Origin of the sequence: Microbulbifer sp. GL-2 (assembly GCF_007183175.1) — a bacterium.
Lineage (GTDB): Bacteria > Pseudomonadota > Gammaproteobacteria > Pseudomonadales > Cellvibrionaceae > Microbulbifer.
Map to the genome: position 1 here is coordinate 4,538,797 of NZ_AP019807.1, position 18,155 is coordinate 4,556,951.

18 protein-coding genes are annotated in these 18,155 nt (G+C 51.7%); all 18 read right to left on the bottom strand.

The genetic code is table 11. From position 1 onward, the window contains the following. Positions 1 to 106 precede the first annotated feature (106 nt). Complete coding sequence (locus tag GL2_RS19605) at positions 107 to 2,566, bottom strand: host specificity factor TipJ family phage tail protein (RefSeq protein ID WP_143732422.1); 2,460 nt, start codon at positions 2,564 to 2,566, stop codon at positions 107 to 109. After that, positions 2,529 to 2,951, bottom strand: a complete 423-nt coding sequence (locus GL2_RS19610; protein ID WP_143732423.1) for an NlpC/P60 family protein — start codon at positions 2,949 to 2,951, stop codon at positions 2,529 to 2,531. Before GL2_RS19610 ends, GL2_RS19605 begins: the two co-directional genes overlap by 38 nt. A 5-nt stretch (positions 2,952 to 2,956) precedes the next feature. Beyond that, a complete protein-coding gene (locus GL2_RS19615; RefSeq protein WP_143732424.1) occupies positions 2,957 to 3,454 on the bottom strand; it encodes a DUF1833 family protein in 498 nt (165 codons plus the stop codon). After that, positions 3,451 to 7,008, bottom strand: a complete 3,558-nt coding sequence (locus GL2_RS19620) for an SGNH/GDSL hydrolase family protein (protein WP_172621211.1) — start codon at positions 7,006 to 7,008, stop codon at positions 3,451 to 3,453. Before GL2_RS19620 ends, GL2_RS19615 begins: the two co-directional genes overlap by 4 nt. Before the next feature lie 2 nt (positions 7,009 to 7,010). Continuing rightward, positions 7,011 to 7,481: a hypothetical protein gene (locus tag GL2_RS19625; protein WP_143732426.1), complete on the bottom strand. Its 471-nt coding sequence runs from the start codon at positions 7,479 to 7,481 to the stop codon at positions 7,011 to 7,013. A gap of 2 nt (positions 7,482 to 7,483) precedes the next feature. Next, positions 7,484 to 9,700: a phage tail length tape measure family protein gene (locus GL2_RS19630; protein WP_143732427.1), complete on the bottom strand. Its 2,217-nt coding sequence runs from the start codon at positions 9,698 to 9,700 to the stop codon at positions 7,484 to 7,486. Positions 9,701 to 9,703: 3 nt separating this feature from the next. After that, positions 9,704 to 9,970 (bottom strand): phage tail assembly protein T, encoded by a 267-nt coding sequence (locus GL2_RS19635; protein WP_143732428.1) that lies wholly within the window; start codon positions 9,968 to 9,970, stop codon positions 9,704 to 9,706. Further along, complete coding sequence (locus tag GL2_RS19640; RefSeq protein WP_143732429.1) at positions 9,970 to 10,395, bottom strand: phage minor tail protein G; 426 nt, start codon at positions 10,393 to 10,395, stop codon at positions 9,970 to 9,972. Before GL2_RS19640 ends, GL2_RS19635 begins: the two co-directional genes overlap by 1 nt. A gap of 2 nt (positions 10,396 to 10,397) precedes the next feature. Continuing rightward, the gene (locus tag GL2_RS19645; RefSeq protein WP_143732430.1) at positions 10,398 to 10,811 is read right to left on the bottom strand and encodes a phage tail tube protein; all 414 of its coding nucleotides are present in this window, start codon (positions 10,809 to 10,811) and stop codon (positions 10,398 to 10,400) included. A 26-nt stretch (positions 10,812 to 10,837) separates the two neighbouring features. After that, on the bottom strand, positions 10,838 to 11,245 hold the full coding sequence (locus GL2_RS19650; RefSeq protein WP_143732431.1) for a hypothetical protein: 408 nt from the start codon (positions 11,243 to 11,245) through the stop codon (positions 10,838 to 10,840). A 150-nt stretch (positions 11,246 to 11,395) separates the two neighbouring features. Beyond that, positions 11,396 to 11,761: a hypothetical protein gene (locus GL2_RS19655; protein ID WP_143732432.1), complete on the bottom strand. Its 366-nt coding sequence runs from the start codon at positions 11,759 to 11,761 to the stop codon at positions 11,396 to 11,398. A gap of 62 nt (positions 11,762 to 11,823) precedes the next feature. Next, positions 11,824 to 12,855 carry an endonuclease/exonuclease/phosphatase family protein gene (locus tag GL2_RS19660; protein ID WP_143732433.1) on the bottom strand — a complete coding sequence of 344 codons (1,032 nt, stop codon included), beginning with the start codon at positions 12,853 to 12,855 and terminating at the stop codon, positions 11,824 to 11,826. A 395-nt stretch (positions 12,856 to 13,250) separates the two neighbouring features. Then, a complete protein-coding gene (locus GL2_RS19665) occupies positions 13,251 to 14,015 on the bottom strand; it encodes a Bro-N domain-containing protein (protein ID WP_143732434.1) in 765 nt (254 codons plus the stop codon). A gap of 13 nt (positions 14,016 to 14,028) precedes the next feature. Next, entirely contained in the window at positions 14,029 to 14,190 is a 162-nt protein-coding gene (locus GL2_RS21575; RefSeq protein WP_172621212.1) for a hypothetical protein, read from the bottom strand. Positions 14,191 to 14,897: 707 nt separating this feature from the next. Next, complete coding sequence (locus GL2_RS19670; protein WP_143732435.1) at positions 14,898 to 15,170, bottom strand: hypothetical protein; 273 nt, start codon at positions 15,168 to 15,170, stop codon at positions 14,898 to 14,900. A 148-nt stretch (positions 15,171 to 15,318) separates the two neighbouring features. Beyond that, positions 15,319 to 15,615 carry a hypothetical protein gene (locus tag GL2_RS19675; protein WP_143732436.1) on the bottom strand — a complete coding sequence of 99 codons (297 nt, stop codon included), beginning with the start codon at positions 15,613 to 15,615 and terminating at the stop codon, positions 15,319 to 15,321. Between the two features lie 7 nt (positions 15,616 to 15,622). Then, positions 15,623 to 15,994, bottom strand: a complete 372-nt coding sequence (locus GL2_RS19680) for a DUF2190 family protein (RefSeq protein ID WP_143732437.1) — start codon at positions 15,992 to 15,994, stop codon at positions 15,623 to 15,625. A 98-nt stretch (positions 15,995 to 16,092) separates the two neighbouring features. After that, positions 16,093 to 18,147, bottom strand: a complete 2,055-nt coding sequence (locus tag GL2_RS19685; protein WP_143732438.1) for a ClpP-like prohead protease/major capsid protein fusion protein — start codon at positions 18,145 to 18,147, stop codon at positions 16,093 to 16,095. Positions 18,148 to 18,155: the final 8 nt, after the last annotated feature.

Here is an 18,155-nt window from a genome sequence, read left to right on the forward strand (position 1 = left end):
GGCGACACGCCTCTCCACTACTGAAAACCGAAGCCAGTATCACCCACTCGGAATCGCCATAGCTGCAATAGAACTATACCGGCTAGGCTATGTGCCGCCTCTGCAATCAACCCGGACTACCATCATCATCCGCATAAACCCGCTCATCATAATTCACAGCGGTCATACTCACCCGCTCGGTGCCGCTGGGTTTAATGTCGGTGATGAGTGCCGGGTGGCTCCAGCGCTCGGCCTGGCCAAACATATAAAGCGGCGGTTCCATGCTGCCGTCTAGTGTGGGGGTAAAATCCAGATTGGAATCTACCTCTATGAGGTTGGCGCTGTTGGTTGGCGTAGCCGTATAGAGCCCGGACAAGGTGCCATCTGGTTTGCGCAGAGCGAGGAAGTGTGTACCTGTGCCCCATTCCAGTTGCGCATCCAGGGTGATGAGTCGGCCACTCACTGCCAACACCCTGCCCGTCTGCGAGTAACCGGGGATATCGTCGGCGAGGGCGCAGTAGCTCAGATAGCGGCTGTTGAGGCCGTCCATTTCGGTCTTAAAACTGTAGCGGGTGCGGCGGTATCTCTGGATACGCCTTTGCCGCATGCCGAAGCGCCAGGCTTTGGTTGTATCGGTGATGCCGAAGGCCCTGACCTTTTTCGGTGCCTGGCCCAGATCTCCCGGTAAGGTGCACAGCACTGTGGCCGGTTTCCAGGTTTGCGGGTCGAAGTATTCCACCTCGATGCCATCCGGCTCGTCGGGGTCAAACAGCTTTATATCCCTTTCCAACTCGCCGACCATATTGTCCGGCTGGTACATATGTTCGAACGCACTGCGCGGGCCGTCGCGCACCGGAATGATTTGGCCATAGTCTAGGGTGGGCTCGGCATAGCCCACCGCTAACACTTTTTTCAGGGCTTCGAACAGAGTGGTTTTGTTATCGAATACCGCCGAGAAACTATCACCGCGCGCGCTCCACAGGGTATGGAGCTCTTCCATCTCCTCCAAGCCAATCTGATGATCGATATGACCGACGCTCTTAATCACATAGGCAAAGAACGGGGCTATATCCTCAGTGGGTTGAGGCGCGGACCAGCTGCCATTCTCATAGACGGGGAGCTTTCGGGTTGCGATGAGATTGAATTTATTCTCTGCGCTGCCGGCCAGTGCATTGGTGCCACGGATTTTAACTCCAATCGTGGTCACGCCTTCATAACGGCTGGCGCTGTCCAGTTCGGCTTTTAACGCGGTCCACTGCACTTTATCGTACACGCGGGTATCGTCAGTGCCTGGGGTGGTGCGCTTTGCGCGAACCTCTGGACGCATCCGGCTGCTGAGATTAATTTTTTTGGTAAAGCCTATCTGATCATTGCTGGCGCCGTTGAAAGTATGAGTGATGGTCGTCCAGCTGCCACTGCCTTCGGCCCGGTAATCAACTTCAATGGTGACAGAGCGAGTTTCGAAGTCTCCGTTATCTTTTAACCGGCCTAGCCCTTGTGGCAGGAAAAAATCCAGCCAAATTGTATCTGTCAGCTCGTTGGCTGGACAGGCGAAAAAAGGGCCACTATAGCTGGTATCACTCGGGCTGCTACTAGCGATGGTGATGGACTCATGCTGGGAGCTGGTGAAACCGGTCCAGGCTGCATCCGGGTCACCATTGCCGTCCACCTTTTCCATAGTGGCGCTATTCACAGAGCCTTTGGAAATCACTCGGTAATCACCGTTATTGCTGGCACTGCCACTAATAGTGATGATTTCATTCGCCCCATAAGGGAACGGCCATGAAAGATAACTGCCACTCTCTGCGTCATACTCGTAACAGCTCAGAGTATGGCCGGCCATGCTCCAGCGCGTGCGGCTGAAACCGGAACCTGAAGAGCTGAGACTCCCCTCCAATTCCAGTCCGGTTTGGCCGCCGCTACTGCCCACCTCCGGCGAGGTATACACATTGCGGTGCGCTTCGTGACTAGTAACGCTCTCACCAGGGCCAAACAGCTTATAGTCGATATCGCCAAAATAGCGGCTGACCGGTGTGTTGCCGATAAAGATTTCCTCGGGGTCCACGGCATATTCACCGACCCCCACCGCCATCATTAAATACAGATATTGATCGTTGCCGATATATTCCCGGCGCGGCTGGTTAAGCAAATCGGGAAAGACTTTATGACGGCCGGCAATCTCGGGCACCACACCCATCAGCCGCGCCTGATTACCCTGAGCGTTGGGGTTGTAGATGGTGGAACCATCGGGTGTGGTCTGGTTGTAGTTATCGGGGATCTGATTGGCAAAATACATGGCGGCAGCCGCAGCGGCGACCGCGACCACGGCCATCACAATCACCGCCGGGCCTTTAGCCTCCACTACCAATTCAAACTGATCGCCGGGCTGAATGATGTAGCTGGCCCACTCACCGGGTGGTAACTCTGCATCATTTACCGCTGCCGAAAATAGCGGCACCTCGCGGGGCGCATAGCTGGGCACATTGTTTTTGAGCCAGTGTTCAAACGTCTGCCCCGGTGTAGCCGTGCAGGTTTCGCAATTATCCCGCTCAAGCTTGCTGGGATAGATTTTTAAGGTCGCATTCATAGTAAAAAAATTCGCAGCGTTGGAACAATCGGCGGAAGGCGCGCGGGCTGGTTAATAGCGGTTTTCCATACTGTCGCCCGGTGTGCAGGATTTGGGTCTGGCCGTTATTAATGACTATGCCCACATGGATCAGACAGTCGCCGCGAAAGCCGCAGGCAACGGCGCCGGGATTACAGGAGCCCGGTAAAAAATCCGGCACCACCTGCAGATAGCTGTCGGTCAGTAGCGGCTTGTCATCCGGGCAAACATGGCCAAACGATTCCAACAGCGGGGTATTAAATTGCCTGTGCAATACATCGCGCACCAGCCCCCAGCAATCAAAGCCATGCATATCCCGACCTCCATCTACATAGGGAACGGTGAGATAGTCGTTTATCCAAGACATAAGAGTTAGCCGTAGTATTTCAGGCCGGGGGCAAAATCCGGGGTGTAGAATTTATTCGGCCAGGCTTTATTGACCAGATCGTGAAAACTGGCAATCACCGAAACAGAACGGGCATTAGCTTTGACCGATACTGCCGTCATCACCGTAGGCAGCTGTGCAGGGGCACTTAAATCCGATTCGAGGAACTGCCGATAAATCACTTGGATAGATCCGCCCGCTTCCAATGCGGCATCAATATTTTGCAATGCATCACCGGTGACATTATCCAGCTGGAACTGTAAATCCTGGCGCCCGCGCATAGAGCGCTGCGGCAGGGAAACCCCGAAGCCACTCGCAATAAAAGTGGCTGTTTCGCCGTCTTCCAGCGTTGCCTCGATATCGTCAAATCCCTGGCACAGACGAATCGCATCGGCCTCGAATGCCGGGTGTTTCAGTTCTAGGGTGTGGAGAATAATTTGATCGATCGGGGCGCTTGCGTAGACGGTTTCTAATACCGCGCTCATAGGAAGAGCTCGGCTAGAGCCTGGCCGTATTTCCGCAACTCGTAGGGACCGGGGTGATTAAACCGATTGGCGTTACACATAGACAATGGACTGAGTGCAATGCCGCCGAGGCGCTCGTTATCCGCCAGGTAAGTGGTGGAAACGAAGGCGCTACCGGTTTCCTGAGCAGCGAGCCACAGGCGATCATTGGTGGTGCGCCAGCTATCCAAACTGGCACGGCCGCCAATAGAGCTGATACGCGGGCATCCCATAATAATCACATCGGCCCCAGCCGCCTTGCACTGGCGGGCTATCTCAGCCACGTTAGTGGAGGTATTGCTCTGCCCTATTTCATTCATCCCAAAACCAATCACCACCAAGTCTGGAGAAGTTGCCAGCATGGTGTTGAGGCGATCCGGGTGCAGGCCACCATGGCGCACGCCATCCGGGTCGGTATGGTCCGCACTGGTTGTGCCACCGATGCCCCAGTTGTCATAGCTGACCAGAGAACCGAAAGCCTCTTCCAACTGCGCCTTGAGATACCAGTTCCAACCCATATGCTGATGCACCTGGCCCGCGCCGTCACCGTGGTCATAGCGGGGCCATAGATCCTTAGTGTCTTGCGGGTAATCGCCGTAATAGGATTCTGTGTCGCGGGTAGTGCCGTTCGGGGTTTGCCAGGTACCGCCGCCCTGCGCAGTGATCGAATCGCCGTACCCTGCAAAGGTCAACGGGTTGCCCTTGCGCAATTTGCCCAGAGTCTTCTGTAGGGCGCGGCGATTGAACGCGGAGCGCCGGAGCACTTCCCGTTCGTTGCCCTCAAAAAGCCCATATTCCCAGGGGTACAGGGGGATCAATTCACAGTTATTGCCATACACATAGGCCAAGTAAAGTGGCCGCTTATCAGTGCTTGGGGTCGGTATATACTCTTCTGGGTCATAGCTGCGACTGGTCCCCTCTTTAACGCTGACGGCTCCGGTGAAAGGGTCGTATTCAATCAAGTCGTAGCGCGAGTCGTAACCGTCATAGGTGATCTCCACATCAAAGGCCGGTACATCCTGCAGCCCTTGCACCTTGCCGCCGTCATACCACACGCTGTAATCCACACCCTCCACCAGGGGTTGGTTATCAGAGGTGCGCACTATCGAGACATTGCGAATAAAGCGATACGGCAGATAGGCCCCCGGATGGTAAAACAGCCGCTGATCGATATCGTAAAGCAGAGAATAGGTTTCGGTTTTTGCAAAAGTTTTTATGGGCTGCCTGAGCACCAGCTCTGTGCTGGTCAATTTGATCGGCAAGTTAAGGCGCTGTAATTCCAAACCGGTGAGCGTCACCGTAACACCGGATACTTTTGACTGACCGACCCGTACTTCGGTATGCGTCGGAGCAATCGGCTCTTGCCCCGCCATTTGATAGCGGTTCACCATTACGCGAAAACCAATACTGGAGGTGCCGGCTATCGGGTTCCAGGTGGTGCTGTTGCTGACGCCATACCAACCCCGCTGCCAGATATCATCATTGGAATATTCATCGGTGGAGCGACCCATGCCGATGCCATAGCCGGGATATGCCTCAGTATCAAAGGCAAAAATGTACAGATAGCCGGCCTCCAGCTCTCCCACGTCATCGGTATTGATGGATAACTCAAACCAACCATCATCTGGAGCGGCAAAATCGGCATTTTTGAAATCTTTTTCAAAAAATACTTCGTCCTCTTCCAGGGAGCCGGGGGTGCTATTTAAATCCAAGCTGTCTGGCCGCCGGTAAATCCGAAAATTAAATCCCGGTAAAGACGCCATGCCACTAGTGAGGAATTCCAGTTCATCCACCTTAGTGGTTGCCAGTGGCTGATAACCCACGGCCCAGCGGTCAAAGAAGCGGCCATCGTTGGTTTCATGCTGCCAGCCCAGGCCCGCGCGCGGGCGCTCATAAACCGGCACGCCGACTAACGCCATCCCCGAGGTTATCTGATCCAGCTTTTCCTTTGTGACATAGGGCTTTAACGCAACCGTTTCGATCTGCGGCATAAAGTTACTATTCGGAAGAGCAAAGGTCATTTCCGAGTGATCATCCAATTGATAACCGCCCAAACGGCGATCACCGCTCAGAATATCGGGATGCATGGCACCAGCAATTCCCAACCCTGAGCGCTGCCGATGAATATCCAACCCGGTTAAGGTGATGGCATACTCTCGGCCTTCCTTAAAGGTAATGCCCAGGGGCAACTCTATATCGACACCTGCCGAAGAAAGTGCCACCGGATGCTCGCGCTTGTAGTAACGCGGGCGCTGGTAAAAATTACTGAGGGTCATCACCCCAGGCGCATCCTCAAAAATTTCTATGCGTACATAACGGGTATCTAAATTGGCATCTGGAGAGTTTGTAGAGTTGGCATTATTGAGGGTGCAGCGGAGCGCATCGACATAAGCGGTTTTATCGAATGCCCGAAAAGTCATCCAGCCGGTAAAGTCAGCCCCCTTCCAGCTGTTAATATTGACCCGCTCTGCTTCATTCAGGGAATCTGCACTAATGGCGGCACGATTCCCCAGGCCGAGGGCCGAGCGGATCTTTTGTGTCGCCACTCCATTGCGCCCAGCATCCGCCAGGACATTGGCCTCAGCACCGCTGGTCAGCACAACCAGACCAAGACACTTATTGTTGCCGGGCTTGTACGCTATCCAGTTGCCATCCACTTTCTGGTAAAAGCCCGCTAGCTGCGCGTCTGTACTCGATTCGAACGGCGCACGGGTCCAGCCTGATTGCGCCCCAATCGGTGCATTCAGTGCCGCCGCGGTATCACAGGTATATTCAACGAAATAGTAATAGCCCGGAATAGCCGTAAATTGGAGTCCCAGAGAAAACTCCTCCCATTCCCCCGACGCCACTCCGTCATAGCTGCTGAGATCGTAACTGGTATTTACTAGCACTGAGTCACTGCTGTAATTGTTTGCCGTTGGCCCTGTATTGGGACTGTCCACGGCGCGACGAATAACTCGCACATGCAGCTTCACCATGTCATTGGTGCCGGTGAGGCGCAATTTAATATCAGAGATATTGCGCGCTACCGATACGCGGAATACTGGCGCCCATCCCTTGAGCCCAACAGAGGGCAACCAGGACGGAACCATAGGGCGAAAATCGGCCTCAGCCACTTCGGTTACCGGGTATTCCAACTCGGCAGCACTCAGACCAACCGCTTGTGCAGAGGCGTTTTCCTCCGTGGCTATATGCTGCTGAGCGTTGACATAAGCTTTAATGTCATAGGGAGATTTAACCCAGGTTCCGCCGTCCCAGCCATAGAGGCCATTGTTATCTTCTGAATCGTTCCACACTTCGGCTAAGGTGTTGACGGGCTGCCCAGTATCCGCCGTCATTAGTGCCTTGGTGGTATAGGCGCGTCTGCCTTGCACCTGCGCCTGTAGTTGCTCGAAACGCGCTTTAATCGCTTTGGAAATGGTGTCTTTGGTCTGACCGTTGACTAAAACCGTTTCGTCTTCGCCACCGGCCAGAATTGCATCCAATGCATTAATATCATTATGTAAGCGAGTCACTTCCAAGAAATAATTGCTCATCATCACTCCTGATAACTATCGACAGCGCGGTCCACGCCACGGCTAAATTGTTGAATGGTGTTCGGAGCCAGCAGGCCCGCAACGGTCTGCTCTTCGGTGAGGACAATCCGATCTTCTATTTCGATGCGCGCGCTGTATTCCCAGATATGCGGGGCCAGTGGCCTGCAGTCGCTAAGGGGGTCGGTAATAAAACGCATCTTGTGTGGGAGTAACCCCTGGGGTGTGAGCACCTCGGCGCTAAACCAGACCATCGCATCGGAAAGCCCGTGGGTTATAAAGCCCTCAAAAATAGCTGCTTCACTCGCTAACAATTTCCATTTAACGGAAAGCTCTGTGGGGACCCTGGCAAACCTGCGCCGCTGCCGTGCGCGACCACTGGCCATTTCGGTGCGTATGCGGTTATCCACTTTTTTCAGCGCATAGCCGTCCAGCTGCGGAGCCGGGAGCTCCGCAGGGTATTTAATTAAGGCCATGGTTAATTTCCGGTGCGGGATAGACTGTAAGTGGATTCGATAGCGGCAGCCGCGTCGCCGCCCTCACGAATATTGGCCACGAAAATATCAATCACATCGGACTCGCCAGTACCTTGAGAGCGCTCAACTTGACCGGCTTTAGAGGCGTCTTCGATTAGGTTGACCGTGATATTTCCCTGCAGGGCGCCGCCTTTTAGGGCCTTGGTTAAATCGGCATTTTGATTTGGGGATAAAACCCGCTCGCCTTTATCCAGCAGATAGGTAGATTCTTTCGGCACATAGTCGAGGCCGCCGTGGGCGATGCCGGCAGGTTCTTTGATACTGCTCAACTGGTTGGCGATCTGTATGCCCTGAGTGGTCGCGCCGATAATAAATGGGATATTTTGCGGGAAGCCGACCTTCGACGCTTCAGCAATGTTTTGCACCATGGCAATACCCGCCGTATAAACAGCCATCCCCATTTGCAGTGCCGCCAGCTTTTTATTGTGGGTACCAACGGCGGCCAGCAGCTGCTTGGCCCCGCCGACATAACTGTTCAGCCTGGCCTTTTCGGCTGTCTCGTCCATCGCCTGGCGCTGCTGCTGATGCTTTTTCTCCAGCTGAGTTAGGCTGCGTTCGTATTCATCGCGGGCAATGATCTTGCTGAGGTAAGCCTGATCCAGCAGCTGCATTTCTGCATCCTGCTGAAGCTGCAACTGCTCCATTTCACTGAGCCAGGATTGCTGCAGGGTTTCCACCCGCGCGGCGATACCCTCGCGCTCGGCTTCGGTCAGGCCATCTTCGCCGCGCTCTTTGGATTGCTGACCGGCAATGGCATCGTTATAGCGCTGTATTTCCCGCTCGGCATATTCTCGACGCAGGGCTTCAAGGGACTCATATCCTCGCCGGGTTAAATCCTGCTCGCCAACATGCAGAGAGGCGATCTGACGCAAGCGCTGTTCGTGATCGAGACGGATTTTCCCCTGGCGATCCGCCAGAAATTGGTCCAGCTGAATCAACTGAGCGGAACCCGCTTCCTGCTGACGTTTTAATTCGGCCGCAGCCCGGTCCCGCTCTGCCTGCGCGCGGACCTCGGCCGCCGCCTGCGTAGTTTTCTTGCGTTCCTCCCGCTGCGCCATCGCCGCTTTCAGGTCGGCGCCTTTCATTTCCTGCAGCTGCGCACGGTATTTTTCAACCAAGTTGCCTTGGTATTTAATCTGGAATTGCACCCCTTCCCGAGTGGCTTTCTGCAGCTGCTTTTGGTGATAGAGATATTTCTCTTGCAGCTCAAAATATTTATCCGCGCTTTGCTCCGCCTCAGTGGGCATCAACACTGTGCGCCACCAGCTCACCGCATCCGCGACAAAGCCGACACTCTTGGAGGCTTCCTCGGTCCTGCCCATGGCTTCCAGGAACTCTTGCCAGTTCTGGCTCAGGGTATCGACCTGGCCGGCTAGGCCGCCCGCCTCACCTGAGCCAGCCCCGCACACCTGTTGCGCCAACTTGGCGAGAATAAAGCGCTGCGCTTCGGCTACCCGGCCGCTTTCCTGCATGGTCCTGATCTGTTCTTTTTCCACTTCGGTAAAAGAAACCCCAGAACGCTTTAATGCCGTTAATCCGGTTGCCGGATCTTCTAGCGCTTTACCTAGCTGCAGTGCCGCACTCTTGGCATCGCCACCCATCACAGCCGCTAGGTCTTGCGACAGCACAATGGCCTGATCAAATACATCGGCCTGCACCGATTTAAATGTCAGTAGCACCCCCTGTGCATCGCGTATGCCGGAAATACTGGCCAGGGTATTGCGAGCCACCGAACGGGCCTGCTCATCCAATTCGGCCGCAGTACGGCCACTGGCGTTACCGGTGGCTTTTAACAGCGCTTCGATCTTGAGCTGGCCTCGCTCCATTTCTTCGGCGGCGCGGACGCTCTTGTACATCAGCGCTGTGGCACCGGCGACTGCAACCCCCAGCCCCGCCCAGGCCAAGCTACCGCCAGTGACAAGGCCATTAACAGCACTGAGGCGACCGGCCACCCCACCTAGGGGACCATCAATGGCGGCAACACCTTGAGCTGCACCACGCATAGAGCGGCCGAACATATTGCCGGCGGCGCTGGTGGATTTCATTTCTCGGGTGAGTTGTTTATTGCGCGCGGCCGCCTGGGCCATCTCGCGTTTGTATTGCGTGGAGCGCAGCTCCAGGTTCGCCACCATGGTGGCCATGGAAGTTTGTTTTGCCATTGCTCAGCTCATGGAGTTCCAGATTGCGATTTGCTGCTGCACGGTTTTGGGGTTGTGCGGCTGAGGTAGGAAGTTAGAGACTTTGCCTCCCAGGGTACCGGCGGCAATGTGGGCTAGCTGCCACTGTTGAACTTCGGTGTGAAGTGGTCGCTCAGAGTGATATTCATACCAGTGGTCAAACTCGGTAGAACTCATAGAGCGCAACATATTGAAATAGTCGGGACGGTTAAAATCCCGTGCGAGCTGCCGGGCAAAGTGAAAACCCGGCACTAGCCTTTTTTTTCGGTTTCCTCGCTTTCTGTTTCACTATCCGCTTTTTCAGTTTGGACATCGACGAAAAGCCCGGATAGCTTGGCAGCAGGAATATAGAGCCGGTCAATCAACTTGGGAGTAACGCTGCGGATTAAGCCCTGATGGATTTGCTCCAGTGATGCCTGGCAATCCGGATTCATCCAGATGGCGTAAGCTACCAGCAGCAATTTTTTGCTCACCTCACCTGCACGAAACGCCCAAAGCTGGCCAAAGTTTTCCAACTCAGTTTCCGGCACCTCTTCATCCTGCGGCAGTGGAATATCTTCGGTAGTCTTCTGCAGATATTCACAGCGGTGGTAGGCGCTCAGCTCAAATAACTCCACTTCCTGCTGGCCAAATACAATAGTTTCGGATTCTAAAATAGGGGTAGGAACTAAATTCATTGTTAGCTGCCTGCGGTTACTGTGGGTTTACCAGAGATTTTGAACTTCACTGTGCGGGTAATCTTGTCATCCTTGGGCACTGCCTTACCCCAGCCGGTAATATGGCCGGTGAATTCCACCTTGGTACCTTCAGGATATTCAATCTGGTAATACTTATTGGTATCGGAGTCGTAATCTGCCCGCAGTGCCTGCTGGCCGCTATCTGTCTCTTTCCAGATCAAAATAATGGAAACCTCGCCGGCATCGCGTAAGCCGGAGGGGTCATAGTCCATATAGCCACTGGTGCCATCAATCGGTGTCATTTCAACTGAACCGCGCGATTCCTCACCGGGGTCGATATCCAGCATGCCCGCCACTGGTGTATAGGAAGTGCCATCATCGCTGCGGGAAAATTTTGTTTTATAACCTTGTGCCATAGCTAAGACCTTATTGAATTGTTGAGTTAAAGGGCTGAGGGTTCGGTGGAATACTGGGCCCTATAGATCAATCGAACCTCGCCCAGTGGGTGATCCTGATCCAGGGCAAACTGGGTTTGGCTGAGTAGGAATAAGTCACAGGTGTTATCTAAAGTGGCATCCTGTAGTGCATGCTCGATCTCTTCAGCGGCTTGATCCAGTGCGGCATAGACATCGCCGCGACTCTTCACTACGGCGGCAACAGTTAAATCCAGTTGCCGATCTGAACCGCCATACATTTCGTGGTCCGTGTTTTCGGTGGAAAAACCCACCACAATCGCCGGCAGTTTTTCTGGATCGATTTCTTCTGTGGTGCCAGGGGGTGGAAATGTGAAGCTGGATAGAGTTTGCAGCTTGCTTAAAACGGCATCGCGGATGGTGATGCGTTGGGTCATTGGTATGTGCTCCAGGAATTTGGGGCATAAAAAAACCCGCTGATGCGGGTTTTCATATTTACAATACGGCAGAGCCCACTCGCACTAGGAAGCTCGTGATGGCCACCTATACTTTAATGAATCTCTGCAATCAAAATGTAGATTTATTGACTAGTCGGTGAATAGCCAAACACTACGTATACGCGGGTAGGCTCCATCTTGTCCACCGCAGCCATCTAACCAAAAGCTAACTTTTTTTCCCGTCATTTGCGCGGACAATAAAGTTGAATGAATTGCTGCGTAATTATCATCTGTTGGGTGGATAGCAAAATAGTAAGTTTTTTCACACCCACTTGGATTATAGGCAGCTTCCTCACCAGGGTGATTTGAGGCGTCAAGTTCTGGAGCTCTAACTTGTGTCCAGCCCCCATTGACATACATAGTTTTAATTGTCGCAGGTCCAACTAGTCCAGAACCGGCAGCCCAAACTGTCATTGTCATCATGTAGACTACGACACCTAACATAAATTTCTTCATTTAGTTTTAAACTCCATTAACTACTTATAAATTGATAACAACAAGAAACTTAACTGGCACTTTCAATCTATCCATTCAAACTTTGCCCAGATCATTTTGTGATCAGGCGTACATTTCTCCATCACACAAATTGCTTCTTCTGTGTATGCAGCTGGCACATTGAAAGTGGATAAAAATTCCTCCCCAACAACCACTTGATCTACTTTCGGCTCAATCTTTCCCTCAGGTGAATAGTAAAATATGTAATCTATCTTTTCAGGACTATTTTTTGAAGCGTTGTGTTTAGTATTCGCAATGTGTTGAGTTATATCCACGACTCCAGGGAACTCTTTTTCAAACTCCTCAATGAGTTTATTATATTGGTCATTTATCTGGTAATCGATATTGAAATCACCAACAAATATAACTGGTGCCGGCTTCTCTATAAATTCAGCTTTAAACTGCCGAATCATATCCTTCGCATCTATTAGGCTTTTCTGAACATCACCATTATCCCAAACAAAGTGCGCTGTGACGAACCAGATGTTTTTTCCATCACCAAAATCCTGAAATAGAGCTATAGCTCCTGTATCGGTGCCCTCTACACCTGTAAGCTCTAAGTACTTTTCATCTTCAATTTTAACATTAGTAACTACAGCCTCACCTTTGTAAATACCAACAATACCACTAGGCCCAGTTCGGGCGCTAAACCCTCCATTTTTATCACCATAAGAGCTTTTGGAAACCAAACCATAAAAACGATTTACCACATTGGGAGAGAAATATTCATCTACCTCTTGAATAAAAGGCTTATCACAGACATATTTAGTCCTATTCATTGCCTCTTGAAAGCCAATAATGAATGGTTTTTCTCTATCTATTACCTCATCCAACTGAGCTAAATAAGCCTCAAACCGTGCATCAAATTCATTCTTAGAACTTTCACTTTTACTACAGTTCAATAGGCCATTGTCCTTTTTGGTCGTTATATCATAGCTTGTTGCTAATGAGTCCCAGATATTGTGTGTAACAATAGTAAACTCGAACGATAGTGATGCTGGTGAAATAAAACTAAGCAACAACAGCACTACTACATTTGCCTTAAAATTAAACATATCCCCTACTCAATACCCTTCTGAAAATATATTTGAGTCACGAACAATACTACTGCCAAACTCACCAAAATTTTTCGATAGATTTGGAATCATATTTAAATAAAACTAGAAAAACAAATAATTGACAATTCTCCGATATTCAAGTCATTACTTCAACCAACGCCCGCCAAACAACCTCATCATCCGACAACCGCTTGTGCACGGTATAGGCTACACCACCAAGCGTAATCACCGCTTCAGAGCTGTAAGCGCCGACCCCACTTTAAAAGGCGGCAGCCATTGAACATCCAAAGGAGAATGAAAAGTGGGCGAGCGCTATTTCCTTTCGGTGTTGTATTCACGCTCATGGCCGCCATAAAACCACAGACCTACTTATCGGAATAGAGTGCCATCAATCAGGCGGCGTTTTTCCAGGCATTTATCTGATCCAGCAATTCAGGGAAAGTCTCGACGTAGTACAGGGGCTGAGTCTCTCTAGGGTTCCTTGGGCAGGTTTCATTCCTACCAAAGCGCGATCCGGCCTGAGTGAGCGACTTAAACTTCTTGATTCCCCCTTTGCTAGAGCGTCGCTGCAACTCCTCCAGATACCCCATACCTATTAGGATTGGGTTAACGGCACGGGCTGATAACGATGCCCCGTGCTCCTTCAATAAGTCGCTGAGGGCCTTCACGGGCGCCTCCTGAACGTAGTCCGGCAGGAAGCGGTCACTAACACCCCGCTCGGTGCAAATGGTACTGAGCATACGAACCTTGCTGCTATCACTCATCCGTAGCATTCGGGCGGCGCACTCTGCAACTTCCAGCTCTGGATAGCCACTAGGTTGTTGATGGCTGTACTGACCCGTTTTTCGAATACTGGGCAAGACCTCATGTGTCACCCAGCGTTTGAATGCTTTAGCTTCTGTTTTCTGACTTGTTAAAATCACCGAGTACAAACCGGACTCGTTAATAACTGTAATGCCACGCCCCCCTGTAGGAGCTCCCAAACCGCCGATCTGGCGGTTTGACTTTTCGTCGTCATCCAGTTTACTCGTCATCTTATGAGCGTCAGAGTAGTTGAGAACCTCTGCTACATCCTTCGCTACAAACCAAAATTCACCATCCTCTTCAAGTACACGAAGCTGACGATTTTTGAAACCAAATGGAATTACGTTATTCATACCACTCTCCTTGTTAATGTTCAGTATTCTGCCCGCGAACCAGTTGTTCGGCTGCAAAGGTCAATCCATCCAGCACCGCGCTCTCTTCGCCACAGAGGGCATTGAGTGCGGCGTTTTTTACTGGGGAATCGGGCCATTCCTGAATGCGCTGGCGAGCCATGTTTAAATACTGCAAATCGCGTAACTGCTGGACATGAGCCGGCTGTAGCGCACAGTGAGAGTGATCAATCTTAGAGATTAATTAGGAATCGGCCATGGCGGCCTCCTGTTAGATTTTAGTTTCTTGCGACTGCCAGTTAGTAGCTGGCAGCCGGGTCTCAACTAGAGCTCTATCAGAAGCTCCGGGCCTATTTCCCATAAGGGTCTTGTATTACGCCTCTCGACCCGGCCATAAGGCTAGGCGTGCCAAATTACAGGCACAAAAAAACCGCAGAGGCTAACGGGTGCGGAAACCGCTGATAGAGTTTTGGTACCCTCAGTGACCACCAACCCTGTAAGAGCTGTCAAGCTCTTCAGCCTAAGGTTAGGCTACCCCTACTCCAATCTCCGTTTAATCACTCCAAAAATATGTTTTTCTATACAGCCCGCTACCACAGGCAATAAAAAACCCCACCAGCGCGAGCTAGTGGGGTTTTTAAGCGCTACTCAATAGGCGAGTAACGAGCGATACTGTAATCCTACCTCTGCGGGCATTACCACACAAGCGGGGAGGAATATTTTGGAGGTTATTGCCTCATCACTACCAGCTGTTCAATTTGTAAAGTATTGCCACAAAAATCGCCAATCCGGCAGTTTGGATTACCCATCACCCGTACCTGCCATACAAAGCTATCATTCTTCAAAAGAAAAATTCACAGCAAGGATTTTTTCTACTGTTTCCTATTAGCGACAAAGGATCATAAAAGCTTCATTTCGTGCCCCACTTGCTCCTCCACCTCCCGCTACTACCTTCCAGCCCTCCGGCACTTTAACTGTTTTTTCAGGCAGTTCGCCGTTATTTAACGACCTGCCAGAGACACTCCAAAGTCTCGCTGCAAAGCACTCTTTAAATTGCTCATCTTTTTTTTCTTTTTTCTCATCCGCCATGACTGTAGGCACAGAAAGAGCAAACGCTATACCTATTAGAGTCAAGTATTGCGCAGTATTCTTTTTCATTCTTATCCTTTTTTCATTACATTAAATTTAAAGAAACTATTATGTAGTTACTTTATACATTGAATCATATTGGAGACCTCAGAAAAATCAATAAGTTATACCCTTACAGCACCTCCGTGCCCCCAGTGGGTAGCCTCACATTTGTTCTTTAACCAACCACCAGCACCCGCCAAACAATTCCATCATCCGAAAGCCGCTTGCGTACTAAATACTCCACACCACCAAGCGTAATCACCGCCTCTGAGCTGTAAGCCCCTACTTCGCTCACCAACAGACTCAATTCGATACGCGGCACCCGCACACGTTCCTCATCTTCGAACTCGTCGATCTCTTGATCTTTTATCACTCGGCAATCTATAGGCTCAGCACCACTATCGTCTGTATAGGTAGCGGGCTTACCCCACTTGCGGAACGCGCGCTCTGCGGCTCGTTGGTCCAGATCCATGCTTCACCTAGGCCTTCACGGTACCCGGCACGCCGGTAAACTTAACCGCTAAGCTAGTAATGCCATCGCCGGCTGCCTCTACGGCAAAGGCGGTGGGGCCAGTGATATCGCCGGTTGCGGCTGTTGCGGAGCTATCGTCAAAGGCTGCTGCAGAGATATCCCAGGTGAGGGTTTCCCCCTGACTGATCTCTGCGCCGGATACCTTTGGCACAGTGAATACGCCTTCAATAGCGATCACACCAGATGCGCCCACAGCGATATCATCCATCGCCACACCCAGTACTGCGCCTACTGCTAGCACCTGGCCAGAGGTAATTACTGAGCTGGTGCTATTGGTGTAATCCAGCATGCGCCCATCTTGTACAAAATTAGTAGCCATTCTCTTTCTCTCAATTGAGTAAATTACTAAAAGCAAAAAGGCCGCGATGTGCGGCCCTTTTCGGATTCTTTAAGGTTTGGTTCGGTTTGAGCTGGGTATTAGGTCTTGGGCGTTTTCACCATGCCTTTTGCGTCCCAGGCTTTCGCAGCTGCGTCGAGGCGGACTTTGAATTCCACCCCGTCGATATTCCAGCCGTTTTGCTGCTCCAGTACAGGGGCTTGCTGGCCATCCAGATAGAGCACTTCGATGGTGTCGTGCGCTACTGGGTCGGCATTGAGGTACCAACCATTGTGCCCGCTGAGGCGACCATCGGAGATCACGCTGGCAATATTGCGCACACTGTTGGGTACAGTGTTGGATTTCTCAGAAGCTCCAACTTCAAACTCTGACTCCAACGCAACCTTTGCGGCACCCTCGTCGGCGATATCACACAGCAGGAATTTGGGGCGGATATTTAGGAAAGCGGTACCGTCCTTCTGTTTACCCATCAGTACCCGCGCGGCATCGATGCTGGCTGTATTGATACCTGCCTTAGTAGCTAGGTTGCCATGGTCGGTATGGAATAAGGCCTTGCCATCGGCCATTTTGGGATTGTTGATCAGGATACTGAAAACCAGATCCCCCACGGTGCGAGTAGCAGCAAGACCCATCTTTTGCGGAATGCGGGTGAAGGCCCCCAGGTCGTCATTGATAATCGCCTGGCGAGTAATGGAGAAGAGTTCCCCGTAAGTAGCCAGAGCGGCAGTCTCTGCGCGCTCGCCAATACTCACGTATTTAAATTCTGCCCCGGGTTCCACTTGGCGTAGTGAGGGGAAGGTACCAAGATCCGTGCGAGTGGCTATCTTGAAATCGCTTAAGTTTCCAGTGGCGGTAAACTGCGGAAACACCTCTGCCGCTTCAGTGTAACCCTTCAGCATGGATTTATTAGCAATATTGCCGAGGACGGTAGCGAAGTCACCAGAGCTATGGGTAAACGCTGCGGCAACCACGCCCATTTTATCCAGGCCCGCTAAATTCTGTCCGTGGGCGTGCATAAACATACGGGCAATTTCCAGCATGGTATAGCCAACCAGCTCATTACCCTCTGTGCGTTTTTCACCAAGGGCACGCATTGCAATCGCGTTTTCAGCATCAGACTTGAGGCGTTTAATGCCCTCACCTTCCTGTACTACCACGCCGTAGCTTTGCACTGGAGTTGGGGTTTGATTTCCCAGAGCTGTGAGCAGCTGGTCTTTGGCTTTTTCCGCGGTGCAGTCCATATCATCCAGGCAAGATTGCATCACGGTGCTGTGTGCTTCGAAGCCTTTAAAAACCGCTTTAATATCGTCTTTACGCTTTTGCTCATCCGCTGCGAATTGTGCTCTGGCATCGGCGGCAATCTGCGCTTTCACTTCTGGGGTGACCTCGGTCGCAGCGGTTGCAGCTGGCGTAGTGGAGGTGGTTGTAGTCATGGCTTGCGCCTCCTGGGTTTGGCTATGGGTTTGGTTTGGATTGCCTGCAACCGCAGACGGGAATCTAAATTCAGTGGGCCCCTGCATAACCAATGCACTAATGGCTTGAGGGATATTTTTGAATTGGTTTAAGTGATCGGCGTTAAAGCTGGCAGCCATTTCCATTTCGGCAGTGGTATCAGTGGCGAAGCCAGCTTCTACTGCTTCGGCGCCGGTATACCAAGTCTCGTCATCCATGACTTGGCTGACTTCCTCATCCGACATCCCTGTGCGTGAGGCATACAAACCGATCATGGTGGTTTTGACTTTTGCCAGCAGGCTCTTGGTTTTTTCCAGGGCGCGCTCATCGCCTCGCACACCGGCGCTGGGGTTGTGCACCATGTAATAGGCATTCTCAGCGATATGAACCGTGTCCCCGGCTAAGGCGATCACGCTGCCCATACTGGCTGCGATACCTTCAATCCAGGTTTCCACCTCGGCTTTATGATCTTTCAGCAGGTTGTAGATGGCGGTACCGTCGAACACATCACCACCAGGGCAGTTGATATGCAGATTGATCTTACTGACATCGCCTAGTGCTTTGAGATCTCGGGCAAAGTCTTTTGCGGTCATATCCCAGTAGCCAATGTAATCGTACAGATAGATATCGGCTTCGCTGGTATTGGCAGCGGCATTGATGCTGTACCAGGATTTTTTAGGCATTGCGGTTT

What these genes read in the sequence shown, in the direction of transcription:
- GL2_RS19605 (WP_143732422.1), bottom strand. Translation starts at nt 2,566, where the DNA reads ATGAATGCGACCTTAAAAATCTATCCCAGCAAGCTTGAGCGGGATAAT.
- GL2_RS19610 (WP_143732423.1), bottom strand. Translation starts at nt 2,951, where the DNA reads ATGTCTTGGATAAACGACTATCTCACCGTTCCCTATGTAGATGGAGGT.
- GL2_RS19615 (WP_143732424.1), bottom strand. Translation starts at nt 3,454, where the DNA reads ATGAGCGCGGTATTAGAAACCGTCTACGCAAGCGCCCCGATCGATCAA.
- GL2_RS19620 (WP_172621211.1), bottom strand. Translation starts at nt 7,008, where the DNA reads ATGAGCAATTATTTCTTGGAAGTGACTCGCTTACATAATGATATTAAT.
- GL2_RS19625 (WP_143732426.1), bottom strand. Translation starts at nt 7,481, where the DNA reads ATGGCCTTAATTAAATACCCTGCGGAGCTCCCGGCTCCGCAGCTGGAC.
- GL2_RS19630 (WP_143732427.1), bottom strand. Translation starts at nt 9,700, where the DNA reads ATGGCAAAACAAACTTCCATGGCCACCATGGTGGCGAACCTGGAGCTG.
- GL2_RS19640 (WP_143732429.1), bottom strand. Translation starts at nt 10,395, where the DNA reads ATGAATTTAGTTCCTACCCCTATTTTAGAATCCGAAACTATTGTATTT.
- GL2_RS19645 (WP_143732430.1), bottom strand. Translation starts at nt 10,811, where the DNA reads ATGGCACAAGGTTATAAAACAAAATTTTCCCGCAGCGATGATGGCACT.
- GL2_RS19650 (WP_143732431.1), bottom strand. Translation starts at nt 11,245, where the DNA reads ATGACCCAACGCATCACCATCCGCGATGCCGTTTTAAGCAAGCTGCAA.
- GL2_RS19655 (WP_143732432.1), bottom strand. Translation starts at nt 11,761, where the DNA reads ATGAAGAAATTTATGTTAGGTGTCGTAGTCTACATGATGACAATGACA.
- GL2_RS19660 (WP_143732433.1), bottom strand. Translation starts at nt 12,855, where the DNA reads ATGTTTAATTTTAAGGCAAATGTAGTAGTGCTGTTGTTGCTTAGTTTT.
- GL2_RS19665 (WP_143732434.1), bottom strand. Translation starts at nt 14,015, where the DNA reads ATGAATAACGTAATTCCATTTGGTTTCAAAAATCGTCAGCTTCGTGTA.
- GL2_RS19670 (WP_143732435.1), bottom strand. Translation starts at nt 15,170, where the DNA reads ATGAAAAAGAATACTGCGCAATACTTGACTCTAATAGGTATAGCGTTT.
- GL2_RS19675 (WP_143732436.1), bottom strand. Translation starts at nt 15,615, where the DNA reads ATGGATCTGGACCAACGAGCCGCAGAGCGCGCGTTCCGCAAGTGGGGT.
- GL2_RS19680 (WP_143732437.1), bottom strand. Translation starts at nt 15,994, where the DNA reads ATGGCTACTAATTTTGTACAAGATGGGCGCATGCTGGATTACACCAAT.
- GL2_RS19685 (WP_143732438.1), bottom strand. Translation starts at nt 18,147, where the DNA reads ATGCCTAAAAAATCCTGGTACAGCATCAATGCCGCTGCCAATACCAGC.